This window comes from Clostridium ganghwense, assembly GCF_026735165.1.
In the GTDB taxonomy this organism is placed as follows: Bacteria; Bacillota; Clostridia; order Clostridiales; family Clostridiaceae; genus Clostridium_H; species Clostridium_H ganghwense.
This window is the reverse complement of the sequence record NZ_JAPQES010000004.1, coordinates 44,626-69,395: the sequence shown is the minus strand read 5'-3', so window position 1 is coordinate 69,395 and position 24,770 is coordinate 44,626. Positions and strand designations below refer to the sequence as shown.

The 24,770-nt window shown below is 29.8% G+C and carries 19 protein-coding genes; 17 read left to right on the top strand and 2 right to left on the bottom strand.

From position 1 onward, the window contains the following. Positions 1-5 precede the first annotated feature (5 nt). The 15 genes from uvrB to asnA all read left to right on the top strand — a co-directional run bounded on the left by uvrB (position 6) and on the right by asnA (position 18,702). On the top strand, positions 6-1,994 hold the full coding sequence (uvrB, locus tag OXH55_RS11595; RefSeq protein ID WP_268050142.1) for an excinuclease ABC subunit UvrB: 1,989 nt from the start codon (positions 6-8) through the stop codon (positions 1,992-1,994). Beyond that, the gene (gene uvrA / locus OXH55_RS11590; protein WP_268050141.1) at positions 1,984-4,806 is read left to right on the top strand and encodes an excinuclease ABC subunit UvrA; all 2,823 of its coding nucleotides are present in this window, start codon (positions 1,984-1,986) and stop codon (positions 4,804-4,806) included. The genes uvrB and uvrA overlap by 11 nt, the downstream gene beginning before the upstream one ends. An 84-nt stretch (positions 4,807-4,890) precedes the next feature. Next, on the top strand, positions 4,891-5,325 hold the full coding sequence (locus OXH55_RS11585; RefSeq protein ID WP_268050140.1) for an FHA domain-containing protein: 435 nt from the start codon (positions 4,891-4,893) through the stop codon (positions 5,323-5,325). Positions 5,326-5,365: 40 nt separating this feature from the next. After that, on the top strand, positions 5,366-6,586 hold the full coding sequence (locus OXH55_RS11580) for an FtsW/RodA/SpoVE family cell cycle protein (protein WP_268050139.1): 1,221 nt from the start codon (positions 5,366-5,368) through the stop codon (positions 6,584-6,586). Beyond that, the gene (locus OXH55_RS11575) at positions 6,579-8,012 is read left to right on the top strand and encodes a peptidoglycan D,D-transpeptidase FtsI family protein (RefSeq protein ID WP_268050138.1); all 1,434 of its coding nucleotides are present in this window, start codon (positions 6,579-6,581) and stop codon (positions 8,010-8,012) included. The genes OXH55_RS11580 and OXH55_RS11575 overlap by 8 nt, the downstream gene beginning before the upstream one ends. Before the next feature lie 127 nt (positions 8,013-8,139). Beyond that, positions 8,140-8,742 carry a metal-dependent hydrolase gene (locus tag OXH55_RS11570; RefSeq protein ID WP_268050137.1) on the top strand — a complete coding sequence of 201 codons (603 nt, stop codon included), beginning with the start codon at positions 8,140-8,142 and terminating at the stop codon, positions 8,740-8,742. A 36-nt stretch (positions 8,743-8,778) separates the two neighbouring features. After that, a complete protein-coding gene (uvrC, locus tag OXH55_RS11565; RefSeq protein WP_268050136.1) occupies positions 8,779-10,644 on the top strand; it encodes an excinuclease ABC subunit UvrC in 1,866 nt (621 codons plus the stop codon). A gap of 14 nt (positions 10,645-10,658) precedes the next feature. Further along, positions 10,659-11,393, top strand: a complete 735-nt coding sequence (locus OXH55_RS11560; RefSeq protein ID WP_268050135.1) for a phosphatase — start codon at positions 10,659-10,661, stop codon at positions 11,391-11,393. Positions 11,394-11,450: 57 nt separating this feature from the next. Further along, positions 11,451-12,374: a UDP-N-acetylmuramate dehydrogenase gene (murB, locus tag OXH55_RS11555; protein ID WP_268050134.1), complete on the top strand. Its 924-nt coding sequence runs from the start codon at positions 11,451-11,453 to the stop codon at positions 12,372-12,374. Between the two features lie 177 nt (positions 12,375-12,551). Next, complete coding sequence (rapZ, locus tag OXH55_RS11550; RefSeq protein ID WP_268050133.1) at positions 12,552-13,436, top strand: RNase adapter RapZ; 885 nt, start codon at positions 12,552-12,554, stop codon at positions 13,434-13,436. Then, positions 13,433-14,770: a gluconeogenesis factor YvcK family protein gene (locus tag OXH55_RS11545; RefSeq protein ID WP_268050132.1), complete on the top strand. Its 1,338-nt coding sequence runs from the start codon at positions 13,433-13,435 to the stop codon at positions 14,768-14,770. Before rapZ ends, OXH55_RS11545 begins: the two co-directional genes overlap by 4 nt. A 7-nt stretch (positions 14,771-14,777) precedes the next feature. Continuing rightward, a complete protein-coding gene (gene whiA, locus OXH55_RS11540; protein ID WP_268050131.1) occupies positions 14,778-15,731 on the top strand; it encodes a DNA-binding protein WhiA in 954 nt (317 codons plus the stop codon). Positions 15,732-15,740: 9 nt separating this feature from the next. Continuing rightward, positions 15,741-17,042 carry a DRTGG domain-containing protein gene (locus tag OXH55_RS11535; protein WP_268050130.1) on the top strand — a complete coding sequence of 434 codons (1,302 nt, stop codon included), beginning with the start codon at positions 15,741-15,743 and terminating at the stop codon, positions 17,040-17,042. A gap of 34 nt (positions 17,043-17,076) precedes the next feature. Continuing rightward, positions 17,077-17,361: a Dabb family protein gene (locus OXH55_RS11530; RefSeq protein WP_268050129.1), complete on the top strand. Its 285-nt coding sequence runs from the start codon at positions 17,077-17,079 to the stop codon at positions 17,359-17,361. Between the two features lie 330 nt (positions 17,362-17,691). Further along, entirely contained in the window at positions 17,692-18,702 is a 1,011-nt protein-coding gene (asnA, locus tag OXH55_RS11525; RefSeq protein WP_268050493.1) for an aspartate--ammonia ligase, read from the top strand. Between the two features lie 51 nt (positions 18,703-18,753). Here the strand turns inward: asnA and OXH55_RS11520 are convergent, their stop codons facing one another. Together OXH55_RS11520 and OXH55_RS11515 are read right to left on the bottom strand one after the other, a co-directional pair. After that, positions 18,754-19,449 (bottom strand): DUF1048 domain-containing protein, encoded by a 696-nt coding sequence (locus OXH55_RS11520; protein WP_268050128.1) that lies wholly within the window; start codon positions 19,447-19,449, stop codon positions 18,754-18,756. A gap of 2 nt (positions 19,450-19,451) precedes the next feature. Beyond that, positions 19,452-19,772 (bottom strand): PadR family transcriptional regulator, encoded by a 321-nt coding sequence (locus OXH55_RS11515; RefSeq protein WP_268050127.1) that lies wholly within the window; start codon positions 19,770-19,772, stop codon positions 19,452-19,454. Between the two features lie 265 nt (positions 19,773-20,037). Here OXH55_RS11515 and OXH55_RS11510 point away from each other — a divergent pair, with 265 nt between their 5' ends. Continuing rightward, positions 20,038-23,562, top strand: coding sequence for a DNA polymerase III subunit alpha (locus tag OXH55_RS11510; RefSeq protein ID WP_268050126.1), 3,525 nt, complete (start codon positions 20,038-20,040; stop codon positions 23,560-23,562). Positions 23,563-23,800: 238 nt separating this feature from the next. Beyond that, positions 23,801-24,760, top strand: coding sequence for a 6-phosphofructokinase (gene pfkA, locus OXH55_RS11505; protein WP_268050125.1), 960 nt, complete (start codon positions 23,801-23,803; stop codon positions 24,758-24,760). Positions 24,761-24,770: the final 10 nt, after the last annotated feature.

Sequence of the window (24,770 nt, the reverse complement as noted above, 5' to 3'; positions counted from 1 at the left end):
GTAAAATGGGAGAATTTAAAATATACTCTAAATTCAAGCCTACAGGTGATCAGCCTGAAGCTATTAAAAGTATATCAGAGAAAATTTCAAAAGGAGACAAATTTCAAACGTTATTAGGTGTTACGGGTTCTGGAAAAACTTTTACTATGGCTAATATTATAGAAAAAGTACAAAAGCCTACTTTAGTTTTAGCTCATAATAAGACTTTAGCGGCTCAGTTATGTTCAGAATTTAAAGAGTTTTTTCCAGAAAATTGTGTTGAATATTTTGTGTCATATTATGATTACTATCAACCAGAAGCATATGTACCTCAAACAGATACCTTTATTGAAAAAGATGCGTCAATAAATGATGAAATAGATAAATTACGACACTCAGCTACGGCTGCTTTATTTGAACGAAGAGATGTAATTGTGGTAGCTTCCGTTTCATGTATATATGGACTTGGTAATCCAGAAGAATATAAAAAGCTTACTGTATCTTTAAGAGAAGGAATGGAAAAAGATAGAGATGAAGTAATGAGACAATTGGTAGATATACAATATGAAAGAAATGAGATAAATTTTGTAAGAGGTACTTTTAGAGTGAGAGGAGATACTTTGGATATTTTTCCTGCTTCTTCTACTAATAAAGGAATAAGAATAGAATTTTTTGGGGATGAAATAGATAGGATTAGAGAATTTGATGTTCTTACAGGAGAAATCCTATCTTCAAGAAAGCATATTTCTATTTTCCCAGCTTCGCACTTTGCAACTTCAAAAGAAAATTTGGATAGGGCTATAACAGAAATAGAAGAAGAATTAGAGACACATGTTAAAAATTTAATGGGGGAAGAAAAATTACTAGAAGCACAAAGAATAAAACAAAGAACTAACTTCGATATTGAAATGATGAGAGAAGTAGGATATTGCAGTGGAATAGAAAATTATTCTAGAGTTTTAGATGGAAGAGCACCGGGAACTCCTCCTCAGACTTTAATTGATTATTTCCCGGGAGATTTTTTGTTGTTTATTGACGAAAGTCATGTAAGTCTTCCACAAGTAAAAGCAATGTATGGCGGCGATAAATCAAGAAAAGACAATCTTGTTGAATATGGTTTTAGACTTCCTTGTGCTTATGACAATAGACCTCTTAAGTTTGAAGAATTTGAGACAAAATTAAATCAAACAGTATTTGTAAGTGCTACACCGTCTAAATATGAATTAGATCATTCTACAAATGTTGCAGAACAAATTATAAGACCTACTGGTCTTTTGGATCCTGAGATAATAGTTAAACCAATTAAGGGACAAATTGATGATTTATATGCGAATATTCGTGAAACTATAGATAAAGGATTTAGAGTACTTGTAACAACTTTAACTAAAAAGATGTCCGAGGATTTAACAGATTATCTGAAGGAAATGGGAATAAAAACAGAGTATCTACATTCCAGTATTGATACTATTAAAAGAATGGAGATAATTAGAGATTTAAGAAAAGGGGAGTTTGATGTTTTAGTTGGAATTAACCTTTTAAGAGAAGGACTTGATATTCCAGAAGTCGCTTTTGTTGCTATACTTGATGCTGATAAGCAAGGTTTCTTAAGATCAGAAACATCACTTATACAGACAATAGGAAGAGCTGCAAGAAATTCAGAAAGTAAGGTTATTATGTATGGAGATAATATTACAAAGGCTATGGAAAAAGCTATAAGCGAAACAAATAGAAGAAGAAAAATACAAATGGAATATAATAAAAAGAATGGAATAGTCCCTAAGAGTGTTTTAAAAGATATAAGAGAAGTTATACAAAATACAAAAGTAGGGGAAGAAAAAGCAGAATATAAGGCTACTCAAAAATCAGAAAAGCTTACTAAAAAAGAAATAGAAAAACTTATAGCTAAATATGAAAAGGAAATGAAACAGGCAGCTAAGGATTTACAATTTGAAAGAGCTGCTGAACTTAGAGATGAAATTTTAAAGCTAAAGGAGCAAGAAATGCATGAAAGATAAAATTTTTATAAAAGGTGCTAAGGTTCACAATTTAAAAAATGTTGACCTTGAAATACCTAGAGATAAATTAGTAGTTTTTACTGGACTTTCTGGTTCAGGTAAATCATCTTTGGCTTTTGACACTCTTTATGCAGAAGGTCAAAGAAGATATGTTGAATCTTTGTCTGCTTATGCAAGACAATTTTTAGGACAAATGGATAAGCCGGATGTTGAATATATAGAAGGATTATCTCCTGCAATTTCTATTGATCAAAAAACAACAAGCAGAAATCCACGTTCAACTGTAGGAACGGTTACAGAAATTTATGATTATTTAAGACTTTTATATGCTAGAGTTGGAGTGCCACATTGTCCAAAATGTGGAAGAAAAATAACTCAGCAAAGTGTAGACATTATGGTAGATAAAATTTTAGAACTTTCAGAGAGAACAAAGATTCAGGTTTTAGCCCCTATAATTAAAGGTAGAAAAGGGCAACACATAAAAGTACTGGACAATATTAAGAAAAATGGTTTTGTAAGAGCAAGAATAGATGGAGAACTTTATGACTTACAAGAAGAAGAAGTTAAATTAGATAAAAATAAAAAGCATAATATTGAAGCAGTAATAGATAGATTAATAATAAAAGAAGGAATAACTAGTAGATTAACAGATTCTTTAGAAACGGCATTAAAATTATCAGAAGGCCAAGTAATAATAAATGTTGTAGGGGATAAGGATATTCTATTTAGTGAAAAATTTGCTTGTCCTGATTGTGGGATAAGTATAGATGAATTGGCACCAAGACTGTTCTCATTTAATTCTCCGTTTGGTAGATGTGATAGATGTGATGGGATAGGTACTTTAATGGAAATTGATGAGGACTTAGTTATACCTGATAAATCAAAGAGTATCATGCAAGGTGCGATAATTTCATTGGGAGAGGGAGCTTTGAAGGAAGAGTCATGGACTTTTAGTATTTTGAAAGCATTGTCAAAGGAATTAAAATTTGATTTAAATATTCCAATTAAAGATTTACCTAGAGATATTTTGGATTATATTTTATATGGTTTAGATGGTGAGAAGATAACGGTAGAATATGTTAAAGAGGATAAGCGTGGAGTTTATAATCATAAATATGAAGGCATTATAAATAATTTAAGAAGAAGATATTTAGAAACTAACTCTGATTACATAAAGAGACAAGTAGAACAGTATATGAGTGACACACCTTGTCCGAAATGTAAGGGGGCAAGATTAAAAGCAGAAGCTTTAGCTGTAACTGTAGGAGAAAAAAATATATTTGGTTTCTGTAATATGTCTATAAAGGATGAGCTTGACTTTATAGAAAGTTTAAAGTTATCTGAGAAAAATACAATAATAGCTAATCAAATATTAAAAGAAATAAAAAGTAGACTTAAATTTTTGATTGATGTTGGTCTTGATTATTTAACTTTAAATAGAAAGGCTGGAACTTTATCTGGTGGAGAGTCTCAAAGAATAAGACTTGCAAGTCAAATTGGATCTGGGTTAGTAGGAGTTTTATATATTCTAGATGAGCCGAGCATAGGGCTTCACCAAAGAGATAATGACAGACTTATAGGGACTTTAAAGCACTTAAGAAATTTAGGAAATACTTTAGTTGTAGTTGAGCATGATGAAGATACTATTAGAGAAGCAGATTTTATTGTGGATATAGGACCAAGAGCAGGAGAACATGGTGGAAAGATAGTAGCAGCAGGAGATTTAGAATATATAAAGAACTGCGAAGAATCTATAACAGGAAAGTATTTGACTGGAGAAAAGAAAGTAGTAGTTCCAGAGATAAGAAGAAAAGGAAATGGTAAAAAAATAAAAGTTGTAGGGGCTAAAGAAAATAATTTAAAGAATATAAATGTTGAAATTCCGCTAGGAGTTCTCACTACTGTAACAGGAGTATCTGGCTCAGGGAAGAGTACACTTGTAAATGAGATACTTTATAAAGGATTAAATAAAAAAATTAACAAATCAAAGGTGATTTCAGGGCTTCATAAGGATATTATAGGTTCGGAAAACATAGATAAAATAATAAATATTGATCAGAGCCCTATAGGAAGAACTCCAAGATCTAATCCAGCCACTTATACAGGAGTATTCGATGTAATAAGAGAACTATTCTCTAATACTCCAGAGGCTAGAATGAGAGGATATAAGCCTGGAAGATTTAGTTTTAATGTAAAAGGTGGAAGATGTGAAGCGTGTCGTGGAGATGGAATAATAAAAATAGAGATGCAATTTTTATCTGATGTTTATGTTCCATGTGAAGTTTGTAAAGGAAAAAGATATAACAGAGAAACTTTAGAAATAAAATATAAAGGTAAGAATATTGATGAAATTCTAAATTTAACTGTAGAAGAAGCGTTAGAGTTTTTCGCAAATATTCCAAGAGCTAAGAATAAGCTTCAAACTCTTATGGATGTTGGTCTAGGGTATATAAGGCTTGGACAGCCATCTACACAGCTTTCAGGTGGAGAAGCTCAGAGAATTAAATTAGCTACAGAATTATCTAAGAGAAGCACAGGAAAAACTCTTTATATTCTAGATGAGCCTACAACAGGACTGCATACTGATGATGTAAACAGGCTTATTACTATACTTCAACGTTTAGTAGAGACAGGAAATTCAGTTGTAGTTATTGAGCATAATTTAGATGTTATAAAGTGTGCTGATTATTTAGTTGATTTGGGACCAGAGGGTGGAGATAAAGGTGGTACAATAGTATGTACAGGTACACCAGAAGAAATATCAAAAAATAATAATTCTTATACAGGATATTATCTAAAAAAAATGTTATAATAAAAAGAAATAGAGATATGTGGGGCTAGCATTATTTTAAATGCTAGTCTTTAATATAATAAATTATCTTAGAATAAGAAGGTGATGAATATGCCTTTATTAAAATTAGTCTTGAAGATTTTAATTATTGCAGTAATCTATGTAATAATATTTTGGGCATTAAGAATTATGTACAAGGATATAAAGAGTGGAAATAAGAAAAGGAAAAGTTCTAAAGTTTTTGGATTAGAAATAGTTAGAATAGGAGAAGGAAATACAAATTTAAAAAGAGGATCTGTAATTCCTATTCGTAATGTACTTTCCATAGGTCGGAAAGACAGTAATTTACTTGTCCTGAACAATGAATATATTTCAGGACATCATGCAAAAATTTATATTAGAAATAATGAGTGCTTTATTGAAGATTTAAAAAGTACAAATGGAACTATTGTTAATAATAACCCTATAGATAAGGTTACTTATTTAAAGGGTGGAGATGAAATTGTAATTGGAGAGTATGTATTTAAATTTATAGGATAATTTTATTAGAAAGATTTTAGATGCGGAATGGAGAAGATTTATGAATAGTAACAGAGAGGAGAAGAAGCTTTTAACGTATACTTATATATTTTGTTTAATATGTTTTTTAAATTTAAGTATATTACATTGGACAAAGCAAGGCTTAGACAAAACAGCAATTGTTGTAGCAGTAGTTGTATGTGGGCTTATTACATATGCTCATTTTATAATTAGGAAGTTTTTTCCCGATGGAGATAAGTACATTCAAATTTTTGCGTGTATATTAACTGTAATAGGATTAGTTATTTTATATAGAATAAATGCAGTTTATGCTATTAAACAGGTTATATGGTTTGTAGTAGGAATAACAGGATTTATAATTCTAGTTGTTTTGCTTCCAGATTTAAAAAGTTTTGCAAAATGGAAATATTTTTATTTAGTGTGTACTGTGATTTTAATGGCTATGGGAACTTTATTTGGTAAAGAAAAGTATGGAGCTAAAAACTGGATATATATAGGTGAATATGGATTCCAGCCTTCTGAATTTGCAAAGCTCTTTTTAGTTGCTTATTTAGCTGCAGCCTTAAAAAAATATACACAAAATAAAGATCTGATTGAACCTGCAATTGTTGTAATGATATCTCTTGGGTTTATGGTACTACAAAAAGATTTAGGTTCAGCTTTAATATTTTTTGGGATTTCTGTTACTATGCTTTATATAGCCACTTCGAAGGTTAAATATGTGGCTACTTGTTTTGGGTTATTTGCAGCAGGTTCTGTAATTAGCTACAAATTATTCTCACATGTTAGACTTAGATTTTTAATATGGAAGGATGTTTGGAAGTATGCTAATGACAAAGGATATCAAATAGTTCAGTCTTTGATTGCTATTGCTTCAGGTGGATTATTTGGAACTGGTCTTGGACTTGGACATCCTGAATTTGTTCCCGTAAATTCAACAGATTTTATTTTTGCTGTCTTATGCGAAGAAATGGGAGGATTAATGGGATTTGCTGTGATAATTTTATATTTCTTGCTATTTTACAGATGCATGAGAGCAGCAGTATATACAGATGATAAATTTTCTGCTCTTGTGGCTGTTGGATATTCTTCAATGATAGCAACTCAAGTTTTAGTTATAATTGGTGGAGTTATAAATTTAATTCCTCTTACAGGTATAACAATGCCTCTTATTAGTTATGGAGGAAGTTCTATGATTACAACTTTTTTTGCATTAGGGATATTACAAAAGATTTCTGAGGAGGCAACTAGCGTTGAGTGATTTTCTAAAGAATGATATTTCTAAAAATATAAAGAATGTTCTTGTTGTCTTTTTAGTTTGTTTTATAGGTTTAATTTCATATATAACATATTTTCAAGTTTTTAAAGCAGATGAGATTTCAGCAAGTCCGTATAATAGAAGACTGCAAGCAAAGAGAAATTTAATACTAAGAGGAACTATTTACGATAGAAATATGAATCCTCTTACTAAAAGTAAAAAGGTTAGTTCATTGAATCAAGAAAGGACTTATGTTTATGGTGATATTTTTGCAAATGTTTTAGGATATGTAAGTCCTAGATATGGCATAACAGGGCTTGAAAGAAAATATGATTCTGTACTTATAGGTGCAGATACTATAGAACTATCTAAATTTTTTCAGTCTATTACTGAAAAAACAGATAAAGTTGGTTATAGTTTAAGAACAACTTTAGATTCTAATATTCAAAAGAAAGCTTATGAACTTTTAGGAAATAATAAGGGTGCTGTAGTAGCTTTAAATCCTAGAACAGGTGAAGTGCTTGCTATGGTTTCAAAACCATCTTATAATCCTAATAAGCTTGAGGCAGATTGGAAAAGTATAAGCAAAAATAAAGATAATCCCTTATATAACAGAGCTATTTATGGATTATACCCTCCAGGGTCTACTTTCAAAATAGTTACTGCAGTTAGTGCTCTTGAAAATATTAAAGATATTAAGCAAAGAACTTTTAAAGACGAAGGAAAGCTTGTATTTAATTCAAATGAGTCTTTAAAAAATTATAATGGTGAAGTTCTTGGAAATATAGATTTTAGTGAATCTTTTGTAGAATCAAGTAATGTAGTTTTTGGTGGATTAGGGATTGAACTTGGAAACGATAAGCTTAGGGAAACTGCTGAAAAATTTTATTTTAACAAAGCTTTACCAATAAATGATTTTGCTACAAAACAGGGGAGATTTCCTTCTTTGAAAAGAAATGAAAAGGGAAATATTGCTCAAAGTGCCATAGGGCAAGGAGAGGTACTAGTAAGTCCAATGCAAATGGCATTAGTAACCGCAACTATTGCTAATGATGGGGTTATGATGAAGCCGTTTTTAGTTAAAGATGTATTAAATAGTGAAGGTAAGAGAGTCAAAAAGACTAAAACGGAAAGTTTAGGACAGATAACTTCAAAGGAAAATGCAGCAATTATGAAGAAGTTTATGAAAAAAGTTGTTGAAGATGGAACTGGTAGAAATGCTTCCATTGATGGAATAAGTGTATGTGGTAAAACTGGTACTGCTGATAATGAAAGTGGTAATAAGAAACCTCATTCCTGGTTTGTAGGGTTTGCTCCTTATGAAAATCCACAGATATCCGTAGTTGTTATTGTGGAAAATGGAGGAGTAGGAGGAAGAAAGGCTGCTGATATTACAAGAGAAGTAATATCAGCAGCATTAAAAAAATAAATTATAAAAAAATAGAAAAAAACATATGAACATATGTTTCTCTTGTTTTTATAATGGTATAATAAAGTCAAGAATTCTAATCGAATCTTGACTTTTTTTATATTATTTTAACGACAAAGGAGAAAATATGAAAGGGAAAACTCATGCTGGTATTGGAGCAATAACATTTTTTTGTATATGTGACAAGCTACCTGGAAAGTTTAGTTATATAGGATTAATAATAGTAATGATAGCCTCTTTAGTACCAGATATAGATCATCCAAAGAGTCTTATAAATAAATATATTTTACCTTTTAAAAATAAAAAAACTAAAACAGTTGTATATTTATGTCTAGCTTTAGTGGTGCTTTGGTTTGATTATCTATATGTGGGTGAACCAGCATTAAAAGCTTTGGGAATTTCATTGATATTTATTGCAGTATCTTCTCATAGAAATGGGTTAAGCCATAGCTTAGGAGGGCTCATAGTGTTTACATTAATATCAGGATATTTGGGTAATGTTTATAATATACCTTTTATAGTTTATTACTTTATGATTGGATATGGAATGCACTTACTATGTGATATGTTCACTAAAATGGGAATACCTTTATTTTATCCTTTTATAAGAAGAAAATATAAGTTTCCGTTAACTTATAAGGTTAGTTCTAAAAGTGGTAACTTATTTGAAGATTTCCTTATGATTATGGGAATTGTATATACAATATATAGATTGCCAGGAATTTTATAAAAGTTGAAAATTGAAACATGAGAGTGGAGGGTTGAAATGTTTGATTTTAAATATCAGCTTAAAATGCTGCCAGACAAGTCTGGAGTTTATTTGATGAAGAACTCTCTAGGAGAAGTTATATATGTTGGAAAGGCAAAAATACTTAAAAATAGAGTTAAGCAATATTTTCAAAACTCTAAAAATCATAGCAGTAAAGTGAAGGCTATGGTGAAAAATATTGCTGAATTTGAATATATTGTTACAGATTCAGAAATAGAAGCTCTTATTTTAGAATGTAATCTTATAAAAAAATACAGGCCAAGATATAATGTTTTGCTTAAGGATGATAAACATTATCCTTTTATAAAAATCACTACAAATGAGGATTTTCCAAGAGTTTTTGTAACTAGAATAAGAGTCAAAGATGGTGCTAAATATTTTGGGCCATATCCAGAAACTTCAGCAGTGAATGAAACTATAGAACTTATAAAAAAAATTTTTCCAATAAGAACTTGTAGAAAAGTAATAAAAGAAAATGGAGATAGGATAAAGCCTTGCTTAAATTATCATATAAATCTATGCAAGGCTCCTTGTGCGGGTTATATAAGTAAAGATGAATATACACAAATAATAAAAGAGTTAATAGATTTATTGACAGGTAAAGGTAATCAGATAGTAAATGACTTAAGAAAACAGATGAATGAAGCAGCGGAAAATTTAGAATTTGAGAAGGCGGCTTCATTAAGAGATAAAGTAATGGCAATTGATAAAATAAGGGAAAGACAAAAAATTATTTTGAGTAATTTTGAAAATGAAGATTTAATAAATGTGTATAGTGATGGAGAAGATTGGTGTTCTCAGGTATTTTTTGTGAGAAATGGGAAAATAATAGGGAGAGAACATTTTATTTTAGAAAACAATATTTTTGACAATAAAGGTGAAATAATTTCTAATTTTATAAAGGAATTTTACGGAGGAACAGCATTTATACCCAAAAATATATATGTCCCTGAAAGCGGAGAGTTAGAACTTTTAGAAGAATGGCTTTCTTCTAAAAGAGGAGCTAAAGTGCAAATTAAAGTACCTAAAAAAGGTAAAAAAAAGAAATTATTAGGTATGGTAGAGGAAAATGCTAAAATTACTTTAGAGCAATTTAAATTAAAGCTAAAAAGAGAAAAAGAATTTCATGGGAATTCTCTTAGTGAGCTTGCAGAAATTTTAGAACTAGATGAAATTCCACATAGAATAGAAGCATATGATATTTCCAATATACAAGGGGTAGATTCAGTTGGAACTATGGTTGTTTTTGATGAGGGAAAACCTAAAAATAGCGATTATAGAAGATTTAGAATAAAGTCAATTAAAGGTGCAAATGACTATGAGAGCATGCGTGAAATATTAACCAGAAGGTTTGAACATGGTCTTTCTGAGATAAGAGAAATTCAAGAAAGAGAACTTTTATTAAGTGGAGCAAAGTTTAGCGTATTTCCAGATTTAATACTTATGGATGGCGGAAAGGGGCAAGTTAATATTGCCTTAGAAGTTTTAAAAGAATATAACATCAACATACCAGTATGCGGAATGGTTAAAGACGATAAACACAAAACTAGAGGCTTAGTATATAATAATAAAGAGTTAAAAATTAAATATAATTCCAAAGTTATGAATTTGATAACAAGAATTCAAGATGAAGTGCATAGGTTTGCTATAACTTATCACAGAAGCTTAAGAGATAAGAGAGTACTACATTCTATTCTGGAAGATATACCCAATGTAGGCGCAAAAAGAAGAAAAGAATTATTAAAAAAATTTGGAAGTATTGAAAATATCAAAAAAGCCTCTTATAATGAATTGTTGAGTACAGAATCAATTAATGAAAAAGCTGCTCGAAGTATACTAGATTATTTTCATAAAAATAAGTAAAAAAGGGTGATAGTATGAAATATGTTCTTGATGTCCACACACATACAATAGCTAGTGGTCATGCATATACTACTTTATTGGAGAATGCAAAACAAGCTGCAGATATAGGTTTAAAGGTTTTAGGAACAACTGAGCATGGACCAAAGATGCCAGCAGCTCCACACATATGGTATTTTGGTAATTATAAAGTTTTACCTAGAGAAATATATGGAGTAACAATGTTACATGGGTGTGAAGCTAATATTTTAGATCATAAAGGTAATATAGATATTCCAGAAGAAATTTTGAAAAACTTAGATATAGTTATAGCTAGTTTGCATGAACCGTGTATTGAGCCAGGAACTATAGAAGAGAATACAGAAGCATTTTTAAATGCAATGGATAATCCATATGTAGATATTATAGGACATTCTGGAAATCCTAATTTCCCAATATATGAAGAGGAAATTGTGAAGAAAGCAAAGGAAAAAGATATATTAATTGAATTAAATAATAGTTCTTTTAAAACGTCACGTATAGGAAGTGCACCTATATGTACAAAGATTGCAGAGTTATGTAAAAAGCATGGTGCTAAAGTAATATTAGGTACTGATTCACATGTATGCTTTACAATAGGAAAATTTGATAAATTAGAAGAGGTTTTAGAAAAAATTCAAATGCCAGAACAACTAATAATTAATAGTGATCATAAAAAATTTATTAGATATCTACAAAACAAGGGTAAAGTACAAGATATAAAACTTGATTAAAAGAGTATATATCTATTATACTATTTACATATTTAAATAATTATCAAGGAGAAGTAAATGGTGCAGTATAATGATATAATTAATAAATTAAAAAATATTTTAGATGATAGTGATATTAAAGTTAATGCATTGATGAAGGACTATACTTCATTTAAAGTTGGTGGACCAGCAGATTTTATGGTTACACCTAGAAAAAATGAACAAGTGAAAGAATTAATAGATTTGTGTAGAAATAACAATATACCATATTTTGTATTTGGTAATGGATCTAATTTGATAGTAAGAGACGGAGGATTTAGAGGAATAATAATAAATCTTTCCGAATTAAATGAAGTTTATGTAGAAGGAGAAAAAATAGTTGCACAGAGTGGAGTGTTACTTTCAAGTGTATCCAAAACTGCTCTAAAACAAAGCTTAAAAGGATTAGAGTTTGCTAGTGGTATACCAGGTAGTATAGGTGGAGCTGTTGCCATGAATGCAGGTGCATATCAGGGTGAAATATCACAAGTAATAGAAAGTGCTGTTATTGTAGACAAGGATGGAAACATAAAAAAACTTTCAAAAGATCAATTAGAATTAAGTTATAGAATGAGTGCAATACTGAAATATGGATATATAGTACTTGAAGCTACCTTTAAATTAGAAAAGGGAGACCATGATACTATAAAAGATAAAATGGATGATTTAAACAGAAGAAGAAGAGAAAAACAACCATTAGAATATCCATCAGCTGGCAGTACTTTCAAAAGACCAGTAGGATATTTTGCAGGTAAACTCATACAAGATAGTGATTTGAAGGGAACAACTGTAGGAGGAGCAGAAGTATCTACTAAACATTCTGGATTTATAATTAATAAGAGTAATGCAACTGCAAAAGATATATTAGAACTTATAGAGATTGTACAAAAAACAGTTAAGAAAAAATTTAATGTTGATTTAAATACTGAAGTTAGAATAATCGGAGAAGAAAAAAATAATTAGAAATTTAGAATATACTAAAAGGATATTGTTTATCAATATCCTTTTAGTTTGCTTAAAAAAAGAAATTTTATAATTTGTAATTAATAATTTGAAATCTACATAAAACTAAATAGAACTTTAGAGTAGATTCGTGTTATAATAAAAAAATGATACTGTATTAATACAGGAGGGATACTTATGAGATTTGTCATTGTTACAGGATTGTCAGGAGCAGGTAAAAGTCAAGCTATTAGAAGTTTAGAAGACCTGGGATATTTTTGTGTGGATAATTTACCTCCAACGTTGATGGCTAAATTTGCTGAGGCATGCTATCAAACAGATGGTAAAATAGATAAAATAGCTTTAGTTATAGATATTAGAGGTGGAGAATTTTTTGATGACCTTTTTGAAAATTTAAAGTATTTAAAGGATAAGGAGTACAAATATGAAATACTATTCTTGGATGCTAATGATAAGGTTCTCGTAAAAAGATATAAAGAATCTAGAAGAAAGCATCCTCTAGCTCCAGAGGGGAGAATTCTACAAGGTATAGAGTTAGAAAGAAAAAGATTAGATGAAGTGAAGTATAGAGCAACAAATATAATAGATACTTCAAATATGACTACAAGACAGTTAAGGGAAAGAATAGCAAGAATATATGCTGATGAAGGACAAATGGAGAATCAGCTTATGATAACAGTATTATCCTTTGGATTTAAATATGGAATACCTGTAGATTCAGATTTAGTTTTTGACGTAAGATTTTTACCAAACCCTTTTTATATACCTGAGCTTAAAGAATTTTCAGGCAATGATCAACAAATTAAAGATTATGTATTAAAGTTTAAGGAAACTAATGAATTTATTGATAAATTATCTGATATGCTTGAATTTTTAATCCCTAATTATATAAAAGAAGGTAAAAGGCAGCTTATTGTTTCAATAGGGTGTACTGGAGGAAGACATCGTTCTGTTACAATTGCTAATGCTATTTGTGATAAACTAAATTCAAAAGGTCATAATGTAAGCAAAGAGCATAGAGATATAAATGAAGATGTTAAAAAGGGTGGAATAAAGTTATGAAACTAGTGGAGTGGCTTAAACCAGGCATAAAAGTAAAAAGATGGATTGCACTGGGAGCCATGGGTATTTTATTCATTGTTTTTGCAGCAGTAGAGTTTTTTAATAAAAGAGTTATTAATAGTAATTACATGAGTTTTTATGCATTTTTAATTATTTCAGGAATTATAATTCTATATATTTCTGTTACTCAAGGAATACGTTCAGTAATGGCACTTGTAAATAAGGGATATTTAAATGTGTCATTAGATTCGGATAAATTGGAAAACTTGATATATGAAAAGAGATTGCTTGTAAAAGGTCCTAAGATAGTAGCTATAGGTGGAGGTACAGGACTTTCTACAATGTTAAGAGGATTAAAGTACTATACTTCTAATATTACAGCAATAGTAACAGTTGGTGATGATGGTGGTGGTTCTGGTACTCTAAGAGAAGAACTTGGTATGTTGCCACCAGGAGATATTAGAAACTGTATATTGGCTTTAGCAGATACAGAACCTTTAATGGAAGACCTTCTTCAATATAGGTTTAAGGATGGTAATTTAAAGAACCAAAGCTTTGGTAATTTATTTTTAGCTGCAATGGATGGAGTATCTAATAACTTTGAAGAAGCAGTTCAAAAGATGAGTTCGGTTCTTGCAGTAACAGGAAGAGTTTTACCTGTTACATTAGATGATATGGTTCTTAAGGCTAAGCTGAAAAATGGAAATGTAATTGAAGGAGAATCTAATATTCCAAAGCAAGTAGCTGAACAAAATAGTAAAATAAGTAGACTTTTTATTGAACCAGAAAATGCACAAGCTTTAAAAGAAGCTGTAGAGGCTATAAGAGAAGCTGATGCAGTAATTTTAGGACCAGGAAGTCTTTACACTAGCGTGATACCTAATCTCTTAGTTAAGGATATAAGCAAAGCTTTAAAGGATACTAATGCATTGAAAATATATGTTTCAAATATAATGACCCAAGAAGGAGAAACAGATGATTATGGAGTTGCTGAACATATACAGGCCGTATTTAAACATGGTGGTACTGGAATAATTGATTATGTAGCAACAAATACTGAATCTATAAGCGATGAAATAAAACAAAAATATTTAGAGGAAAATGCAAAGCAGGTAAAAATTGATGAAAAGAAAATAAATTCTTTAAATGTTAAAATTGCAGAAGGCGATTTTGTAACTATTAAGAATGGATGGCTTAGACATGATCCAGATAAATTGGCAAAGTTTTTAATAGAAATAATTATGGATAAAAAATTGTTGTATGATAAGAAGAAGATAATAGAATATTTTTATCTATATCAAAGGCTAAAGGAGAATAAAAAGAGTAAGGAGTAGAAACAAAATGTCATTTTCTTCAAAAGTAAAAAATGAAATTTGTAGAGATACAGAATTTAATAAAGCAGAAGCAACTGCATTACTATCAGGAATTATGAAAGTAAGTGGTACTTTAGGATTTAGTGGAGATAGAAAGATTAATTTTAGGGTTACTACAGAGAACCCAGCTATTGCAAGGCTTGTGTTCAAGCTTTTAAAAGAACATTTTAATATACATGCAAAGCTTTTTGTAAAGAAAAGTAATTCTTTAAAAAAGAATAATGTTTATCTAGTTATGATATCTCATGAAATGGAAGTAAAGGAATTATTAAAGGAAGTTGGAGTATTAAATGAAGAAAAAGATTTGATTTCATTAGAGTATAGTATACCAAAAAGAATCATTGATACAGATGAGTGTAAAAGACTTTTTATAAGAGGCGTTTTTTTAGGTGGAGGAAGTATTAGCAATCCAGAAAAATCATATCATTTAGAATTTGTTACTCATCATGAGGAGTATGCTAATGAGTTTAGTAAGATTCTTAATAGCTATGGATTAAATTCTAAAGTTATTGAAAGAAAAAGTAGTTATGTTATATATATAAAAGAAGGAGAGCAAATAGTAGATTTGCTTAATATAATAGGGGCTCATGAATCACTTTTAGAAATTGAAAATGTAAGAATTATGAAGGAAATGAGAAATAATATAAATAGATTAGTTAATTGTGAAACAGCTAATTTAAGCAAAACTGTTAATGCAGCAGTAAGGCAAATAGAAAGCATAAAGCTTATTCAAAAGGAAATAGGATTTCAAAGACTTCCTAAAAATTTGAGAGAAATTGCTGAACTTAGATTAAACTTTCCAAATGAATCCTTAAAAGAACTTGGACAAATGCTTGAGCCGCCTGTTGGAAAATCTGGAGTAAATCATAGACTTAGAAGAATAGAAAAGATAGCAGAGGAACTAAGAAAAGAAGGAAAGTAGGTTTAGTATATGTCAAAGCATGAAGAAATAATAAAATATATATCTTCGTTAGAGGTGGGAGCTAAAATTTCTGTTCGAAGTATTGCTAACGATCAGGGAGTAAGTGATGGAACGGCTTATAGAGCTATAAAAGATGCAGAGGGCATGGGAATTGTATCTACTATACCTAGAGTAGGGACCGTTAGAATTGAAAAGGTAGAAAAAAAGAATATAGAGTCCCTTAGTTACGCAGAAGTTGTAAATATAGTTGATGGTACACTTATTGGTGGTAAAGATGGAATACATAAGAGATTGAATAAATTTATTATGGGAGCTATGCAAGTAAATGAAGCTATGAAATATATTCAGCCAAGATCCTTACTTATTGTTGGTAATAGAGAAGACATTCAAAAACTTGCTTTAGAGCATGAATGTGCAGTTTTGATAACTGGTGGTTTAACATGTAGTGATACAATAAAAAAACTAGGTGATGAGAAATGTTTACCCATAATATCAACAACTTATGATAGTTTTACCGTTGCTAGTATGATAAATAAGGCAATATCTGAAAGTTTAATAAAAAAGGATATTATTCTTGTTGAAGATATTATGAAAACAAATCCAAAATACTTAAATGTTAATGATAGTGTAGAAAAGCTTAAAGAAGTAATTAAAAAAGTAAAGCATCAAAGATATCCTGTAGTAGATGATCAAATGAATGTAGTGGGGATTGTTACTATAAAAGATTTGCCTAATAGCGGAACAGGTGGAGATATGACAGTTGGTAAGTTAATGAGTAGAGAACCGATAACGGTTACAGCTAAAACAACTGTATCATATACAGCACATATCATGGGGTGGGAAGACATAGAACTTTCTCCTGTAGTTGATGGTAAGAAGTTAATAGGGGTTGTTGGACGGCAAGATGTTATAAAAGCACTTCAATATGCAGCTAGACAGCCTCAGGTAGGAGAAACTCTAGAAGACTTAATACTAAAGAATTTTAGATATGAAACAAAAGATAATCAGATGAATTTTTCAGGAAAAATAATTCCAGAAATGTTAGATCAACTAGGTACAGCATCATGGAGTTCATTAAATATGCTTTTGTCTACTATAGGTATTATGACACTAAGACATAAAAACAATATAAATATTACTGTAGATAGTATAATGACATATTTTATGAAACCTGTTCAAATGGATAGTGTTATAGATATATATGCTGAAATAATTGATATGGGAAGAAACTTCAGTAAGGTAGAAATCACTATGTATAAAAAGAAAGAATTAATTGCAAAAGCATTTTTATCAGCTAAAATGGTAAGATAAAAAACAAGTAAAATATAAAAGGGGATGAATGTTTATGTTTACTCACATTGTATTTTTTAAGTTAAAAGAACCTTCTACTGAAAATATGGAAAAAGCTAAAAATATTTTAGAAAGTATGAGGGGGAAAATACCACAATTAAAAGATTTAGAAATTGGAGTGGATGTAGTTAAATCAGAAAGGTCTTTTGATTTGGCTTTAGTTACTAGATTTGATTCACATGAAGCTATGGATGAATATCAAGTACATCCTTTTCATGTAAATGAAGTTTTAAAAAATCTAAAGCCTATGCTTGAAAAATCAGCAGCAGTAGACTATTAATAAAATAAGTAAACAATCAAAGCCTAAAGTTAGAATTTATCTACCTTTAGGTTTGTTTTTATTTAATTTTAGTTTTGCTTTAGTAAAACCTAGTATTTAAGAATAGAAATTTTAACAATATGAAATTTTTTTGGTATCTGAAAACAATCACATTGATAAAATGTTAATATAATCATTAAAAAATAAATGAATTAATAAATAAAAACAAATAATGTTGACAAATTACAAACAAACTTTTATAATACTTATTAAAGTGATAACAAATTAATCGGTAGGGCAATTAATTAATAATTAGGTTAATATATACGAGGGGGAATTTACATGGAAAAAATGTCAAGATTTGTAGTGCCTGAAGGGTATAGATCAAGTTTAGATTTAAAAAAGACAGAAATAGCTATAAAAAGTGTTAAGGATTTTTTTGAAAGAGAGCTTGCTAAGAAACTTAACTTAATAAGAGTATCAGCACCGCTTTTTGTAAATGCTAATTCAGGAATAAATGATAATTTAAATGGAGTAGAAAGACCAGTTGCTTTTGATGCTTTAGATATAAAAGGAGAAAATTTCCAAATAGTACATTCTCTTGCAAAATGGAAGCGTATGGCTCTTTATAGATATGAATTTGAAGCAGGAGAAGGTCTATATACAGATATGAATGCAATTCGTCGTGATGAAGAGTTAGATAATATTCATTCAATGTATGTTGACCAATGGGATTGGGAAAAAGTAATAACTAAAGAAGATAGAACAATAGAAAAATTAAAATCAACTGTGGAAGGTATATATGAAGTTTTTAAAAGTACTGAAGCTTTCATAAATGATGCATATCCACATATAAAAAAGATATTACCAGAGAAAATAAGTTTTGTTACTTCTCAAGAATTAGAGGATATGTATCCTGATTTAACTTCAAAGGAAAGAGAAGACAAAATAGCTAAAGAAAAAGGTGCAGTGTTTATTATGCAAATAGGTGATAAGCTGGCATCAGGAGAAAAACATGATGGAAGAGCACCGGATTATGATGATTGGAAACTTAATGGAGATATCATATTCTGGAATCCAATTTTAAACAGTGCTTTCGAATTATCATCTATGGGAATTAGAGTAGATAAAGAAGCATTATTATATCAACTTGAAGCAGAAGATGAAATGGATAGAAAAGAGTTGAAATTCCACAAAATGCTTTTAGAAGATAAATTACCTTTAACTATGGGTGGAGGAATAGGTCAATCAAGAATATGTATGTTCTTCTTAAGAAAAGCTCACATTGGAGAGGTTCAAGCATCTATATGGTCAGAACAGGTTATAGAAGAGTGTAGAGAATTAGGTATTAGATTACTTTAAAAGAAAAGGAATTGAAGTTGGTTATGAACCTTCTCCAATTCCTTTTTAATTTTATTTATTTTTTAGTGAAGTTCTTTTGTATATTTCTATACATATAGCTGTAATAGTAAAGATAATCACGTATATAATATTGTTAAACAAATTTATAGTATATAAAGAAATATTTGTTCCAAATATATTTGATATAATATTCATTATTATCTCGTAGCCAATCATTATAAAGATTACTATAAATATATTCCAAGCGTTATTAGGCATAGAGAATTTGAAAGGAAAAGGAATGAAAGCTTTTTCCTGTTGATTTTTTTTAGATAAAGGTATTATAAAGAGAGAAATAATACTTGCTAAGAAAAAATTACTTACAGTAATATTAAGAGTAAAGTTAAAATTATTCAAAAGTCCTTTAGTTAATAATATCACTAATACTAGAGAAAATGTACAAAGAATATATTGCTGAAAATAATTTAAAATTTTATAAATAGGAGTCTTTCCAGTGTTATATTCTTTAATTATTGAATCGCAGAATTTTTTATAGTCATTTCCAATAAATAAATGCATATTCTTATCTTCTGCTTGAGTTTGCAGCATTATATCCATTATCTGCTGAAGTATTTCTTCTTTTTCGTATCCTCTTAAATTGCTATTTTGAATGTATGTACACATACTTTTAAATATCATTAGATTTTTGCTATTTAATTTTTTTTGTTCTTGTAATCTTATTTTTTTTAATTTTAATTCTAATAACATATTTATTCCTCCAAAACATTATCAATATTTTTTTTGATTTTGTTCCAAGAAGTTATAAACTCCTCTAATTCTTTAGTTCCCTCATCTGTAATATAATAGTATTTTCGCATAGGTCCTAAAGGTGATTTTTTCATAATAGAGTATAATAATTTTTTCTTTTCTAATCTTATAAGTATAGGATAAACACTACCTTCTGTAATTTCTTCAAATCCATAATTTAATAGCTTTTCGCATATCTCATACCCGTAAGTTTCATGTTTGTTAACTACATTTAAAATGCATCCTTCCAATAAACCTTTTAGTATCTGTGTTGTCTTAGCCATATATTCACCTACTTTGTATTACATAATAGTCTGTATGTAAATATTATCCTAACTACTTTGTAATGTCAAGTAGTTAGGGTAATTTTTAAAATTATTTAGTTCTTATGTTTAGAGAATTAAAGATAAGATATAATTTAAGGTAATACACAAATTTCTAATTTATTTTTATCTTTATTATGATATTATTAAGGTAATCCTTATTAAAGGTATAGAGTAAGAACGGTAATGTGATTAGAGAAGTAAGGAGAAAGGAGGAAAAGATTCTTTGGAAGAAAATATCCACATTAGAAATACAAAAGAATTTTGTCATCTTCATGTTCATACAGAATATAGTCTTTTAGATGGTTCTGGTAAGATAAGCAAGCTGATTGCAAGAGCAAAAGAATTAGGAATGAAAAGTCTTGCTATAACAGATCACGGATCTATGTATGGATGTGTAGAATTTTATAAACAGGCAAAAGCACAAGGAATAAAGCCTATTATTGGATGTGAGGTATATGTAGCAGCTAAGTCTATGTATATTAAACAAACTGATAGAGAAAATAGAACTCATCATTTAGTTCTTTTGGTAAAAAATGAAGAAGGTTACAAAAACCTTATGAAAATAGTATCCAAAGCTTCTATAGATGGATTTTATTATAAACCTCGAGTTGATCATGAATATTTAAAAAAACACAGTAATGGATTAATAGCCTTAAGTGCTTGTTTAGCAGGCGAGGTTCAGGCAAACTTACTGGATAATAATATAGAAAAAGCGAAAGAAAAAGCACTTTTTTATAAAGAAACTTTTAAGGATGGTTTTTATTTAGAATTACAGTATCATGGTATGGAAGAACAGCTTAAAGTTAATGAGATGCTTGTGGATTTATCAAAGGAGCTAGATATTCCTCTTGTTGCCACAAATGATGTTCATTATATTAAAAAAGAAGATACAAAATCTCATGATGTACTACTTTGTATTCAAACAGGAAAAAATTTAGATGATGAAAATAGAATGCATTATGAGCCAGAACAATTTTATTTAAGAACACCAGAAGAGATGTATGAGAGATTTGCGTATGCACCTGAAGCTTTAGGGAATACAGCAAAAATTGCTGAGGAATGTAATTTTGACTATAAATTTCATGAGTCTAAACTTCCCAATTTTCCTCTACCAAAAGGAACTGATCATTATGAGTATATGAGAGATTTATGCTATAAGGGATTAAAGGAAAGGTATGCACATATAGATCAACAATTGAAAGAAAGGCTTGAATATGAACTTGGAGTAATCAAGCAAATGGGATATGTAGATTATTTCTTGATTGTTTGGGACTTTTTTAGATTTTCAAACGAAAAAGGAATAATTACAGGGCCGGGACGTGGTAGTGCTGCAGGATCCTTAGTAGCTTATACTTTAGGAATAACTAAAATAGATCCTATAAAATATAGTCTTATATTTGAGCGTTTTTTAAATCCTGATCGTGTATCCATGCCAGATATAGATAGTGACTTTTGCTATGAGAGACGTGGTGAAGTTATAGATTATGTTGTTGAAAAATATGGAAAAGACAATGTGTCACAGATAGTTACTTTTGGAACTATGGCACCAAGAGCCTGTATAAGAGATGTTGGAAGAGCTATGAATTATTCTTATGCTGAGGTAGATAGAATAGCTAAAATGATTCCAACAGTTCTAGGAATAACTATAGATAAAGCTTTGGAAATGAATCCAGAATTTAAGCTTGAATATGATAGTGATGATAGAGTTAAAGAATTAATTGATGTTGCAAAAGCATTAGAGGGGCTTCCAAGACATACGTCAACTCATGCAGCGGGAGTTGTAATTGCATCACAACCTCTAGTAAACTATGTTCCTCTTTTAAAAAATGAAGAGTCAATAGTAGCTCAATTTACTATGACTACTTTAGAAGAATTGGGACTTTTAAAAATGGATTTCTTGGGACTTAGAACTCTTACAGTTATGAGAGATGCAGTAGAACTTATAAAAGAAAATACTGGTGTAGAAATAGACATAGATAAAATAAATTTTGAAGATCAAAATGTATATAAGATGATTGGAAGAGGAAAAACAGTTGGTATATTTCAACTTGAGTCTCCGGGAATGACGAGTTTCATGAAAGAATTAAAGCCTGAAAGCTTAGAAGATATTATAGCTGGAATAAGTTTGTATAGACCAGGTCCTATGGCAGAAATACCAACATATATTAGAAATAAAAATAATCCAGATAAGGTAGAATATGAGACTCCACAGCTTCAGCCAATTCTTGGAGTTACTTATGGATGTATGGTATATCAGGAACAGGTTATGCAGATAGTTAGAGATTTAGCAGGATATTCTATGGGTCGAAGTGACCTTGTTCGTCGTGCTATGTCTAAGAAGAAGCATAAAGTTATGGAAGAGGAAAGAAAGAATTTTATATATGGAATTGTAGATGAAAATGGTAATGTAGAGGTTCCTGGTTGTGTTAGAAATGGAATCAGCGAAGAAGCTGCAAATAAAATCTATGATTCTATGATGGATTTTGCTTCTTATGCTTTTAATAAATCTCATGCTGCTGCTTATGCAGTTGTAGCTTATGGCACTGCATATTTAGTTCATTACTATCCTACTGAGTTTATGGCAGCAATGCTTAATAGTGTAAGAGGAAATAGTGATAAGGTAGCTCTTTATACTAGAGCTGCACAAGAAATGAATATAGAGACTTTATCACCAGATATAAACGAGAGCTTTGGTAAATTTACAGTTCAAAATAATAAAATTCGATTTGGTCTTGCGGCTATTAAAAATGTTGGTGATAATATTATAGAAAATATAGTTAAGACTAGAAATGCAAAAGGTAAATTTACAAACTTTATTGATTTTTGTAATAAGGTAGATTCTAGGTGTATAAATAAAAGAATGATAGAAAGTTTAATAAAAGCTGGAGCTTTTGATTGTTTTTGTATTTATCGTTCACAACTTTTAGCTGTTTACGAGAGGATAATAGATTCTATAGTTAGTCAGAGGAAAAAAAATATTGAGGGTCAAATGAGCTTATTCTCTGGATTTAAAGATGAGTTTAAAGAAATAGAAATAAAATATCCTAATATTAAAGAATTTGATAAAAAATATCTTTTAGCTATGGAAAAAGAAATGACGGGACTTTATTTGTCCGGGCATCCATTAGAAGATTATGAAGGAACTCTTAAAAATGTTACTTCAGCTAGAAGCGTTGATATACTAGGAGATGAATCATTAGAAGAGGAATTACTGGATGAGGCTGCAAAACATGTAGAGGAACAAAATGCAAAAATAAAGGATGGACAGAGAGTTATTATTGGTGGGATTATAAGTGAGGTCAATAGAAAAATAACTAAAAATAATACTATGATGGCTTTTATTAAATTGGAAGATTTATATGGAGTATTAGAGGTTATAATTTTCCCAAAAGTTTTAGATAAGTTTAATGAATTAATAGTAGAAGATGAAATTGTTTTAATAAAAGGGAGAGTTACTAAGAGAGAAGATGAACAGCCTAAAATTTTATGTGATAATCTTCAAACGTTAGTAAGGACATCTAATAAAAAATTATATATTTTAGTTGAAGAAGATAAAGAAGTACTAAAAACTAAAAATTATTTAAAAGAGAAATTTCTGAAAAATAAGGGTAATGTACCAGTATTCATATGTACTAGAAAAGAAAGAAAAAAATATATGTTGAGTAGAGAATTTTGGATTCAAGAAGAAGAAGAATTACTAAACTACTTAATGGATAAATTTGGAAAAGACAATGTGAAAGTAATATAATCTAAAATTTATAGTATATTTACTTCTAAGGTTAAACAAAATATTATTAAGAAAATACAAAAATAATATTAGAGTTTATACAAAAAATAATATTATTTTTGTATTTCTGTAAGAAACTTCAATGAAAAAATAACAATATTTGTGGTATACTATCGGTAGTTAAAAATAGTATTAAAATAGTTAATTTATAGGTTTGACGGGATGAAAAAAGTCCCGGCAGTTTCAGGAGGGAGTAATTATGAGAACAATTGCTGTTTTAACAAGTGGTGGAGATGCACCAGGAATGAATGCTGCTATAAGGTCAGTAGTAAGAGTAGGATTGGCCAAAGGCCTTAAAGTAATGGGGATTCAAAGAGGATACAGTGGTTTAATTAATGGTGAAATTTTTGAAATGGGACGTCAAAGTGTAGCTGATATAATTCAAAGAGGTGGGACAATTCTTAGAACAGCTCGTTGTGAAGAATTTAGAACTGAAGAAGGTAGAAAAAAAGCAGTTAATATTCTAAAGGCATTTGGAATTGACGGTGTTGTAGTAATTGGAGGAGATGGTTCTTTCCAAGGAGCTAGATTACTATCAAAACTAGGAATATCTACAATAGGTTTACCAGGAACTATAGATAATGATTTAGCTTATACAGATTATACAATAGGGTTTGATACTGCATTAAATACAGTATTAGATGCAATAAACAAACTAAGAGACACATCATCTTCTCATGAAAGAGTTAGTATAATAGAAGTTATGGGAAGAAATTGTGGTGATTTAGCTCTTTATGCAGGAGTTGCAGGTGGAGCTGAAAGTATTATAGTTCCCGAAAAAGGTTTTAATGAAGATGAACTAAGTAGAAAAATTCTAGAAGGAAAGTTAAGAGGAAAGCTTCATAATTTGGTTATGTTAGCAGAAGGAGTAGGTGGAGCTGAAAACTTGGCTGAAAAAGTTCAAGAAGTAACAGGAATAGAAACAAGAGCAACAATACTTGGACATATCCAAAGAGGAGGAAGTCCATCAGCTTTTGATAGAGTTTTAGCATCAAGAATGGGAGCTAGAGCAGTTGAGTTATTGATAGAGGGAAAATCTTCAAGAGTAGTTGGAACAAGAGATGGAAAAATTGTTGATGACGATATAGAAGAAGCTCTAGCTGTAGAAAGAAAATTTGATGATGAGTTATATGATATAGCTAATATATTATCTTATTAAAAATTTTAAC

Excerpts from the sequence above, each read along its gene's own strand:
- uvrB (WP_268050142.1), top strand. The coding sequence starts at position 6 with ATGGGAGAATTTAAAATATACTCTAAATTCAAGCCTACAGGTGATCAG.
- uvrA (WP_268050141.1), top strand. The coding sequence starts at position 1,984 with ATGAAAGATAAAATTTTTATAAAAGGTGCTAAGGTTCACAATTTAAAA.
- OXH55_RS11585 (WP_268050140.1), top strand. The coding sequence starts at position 4,891 with ATGAATATGCCTTTATTAAAATTAGTCTTGAAGATTTTAATTATTGCA.
- OXH55_RS11580 (WP_268050139.1), top strand. The coding sequence starts at position 5,366 with ATGAATAGTAACAGAGAGGAGAAGAAGCTTTTAACGTATACTTATATA.
- OXH55_RS11570 (WP_268050137.1), top strand. The coding sequence starts at position 8,140 with ATGAAAGGGAAAACTCATGCTGGTATTGGAGCAATAACATTTTTTTGT.
- uvrC (WP_268050136.1), top strand. The coding sequence starts at position 8,779 with ATGTTTGATTTTAAATATCAGCTTAAAATGCTGCCAGACAAGTCTGGA.
- OXH55_RS11560 (WP_268050135.1), top strand. The coding sequence starts at position 10,659 with ATGAAATATGTTCTTGATGTCCACACACATACAATAGCTAGTGGTCAT.
- murB (WP_268050134.1), top strand. The coding sequence starts at position 11,451 with ATGGTGCAGTATAATGATATAATTAATAAATTAAAAAATATTTTAGAT.
- rapZ (WP_268050133.1), top strand. The coding sequence starts at position 12,552 with ATGAGATTTGTCATTGTTACAGGATTGTCAGGAGCAGGTAAAAGTCAA.
- OXH55_RS11545 (WP_268050132.1), top strand. The coding sequence starts at position 13,433 with ATGAAACTAGTGGAGTGGCTTAAACCAGGCATAAAAGTAAAAAGATGG.
- whiA (WP_268050131.1), top strand. The coding sequence starts at position 14,778 with ATGTCATTTTCTTCAAAAGTAAAAAATGAAATTTGTAGAGATACAGAA.
- OXH55_RS11535 (WP_268050130.1), top strand. The coding sequence starts at position 15,741 with ATGTCAAAGCATGAAGAAATAATAAAATATATATCTTCGTTAGAGGTG.
- OXH55_RS11530 (WP_268050129.1), top strand. The coding sequence starts at position 17,077 with ATGTTTACTCACATTGTATTTTTTAAGTTAAAAGAACCTTCTACTGAA.
- asnA (WP_268050493.1), top strand. The coding sequence starts at position 17,692 with ATGTCAAGATTTGTAGTGCCTGAAGGGTATAGATCAAGTTTAGATTTA.
- OXH55_RS11520 (WP_268050128.1), bottom strand. The coding sequence starts at position 19,449 with ATGTTATTAGAATTAAAATTAAAAAAAATAAGATTACAAGAACAAAAA.
- OXH55_RS11515 (WP_268050127.1), bottom strand. The coding sequence starts at position 19,772 with ATGGCTAAGACAACACAGATACTAAAAGGTTTATTGGAAGGATGCATT.
- pfkA (WP_268050125.1), top strand. The coding sequence starts at position 23,801 with ATGAGAACAATTGCTGTTTTAACAAGTGGTGGAGATGCACCAGGAATG.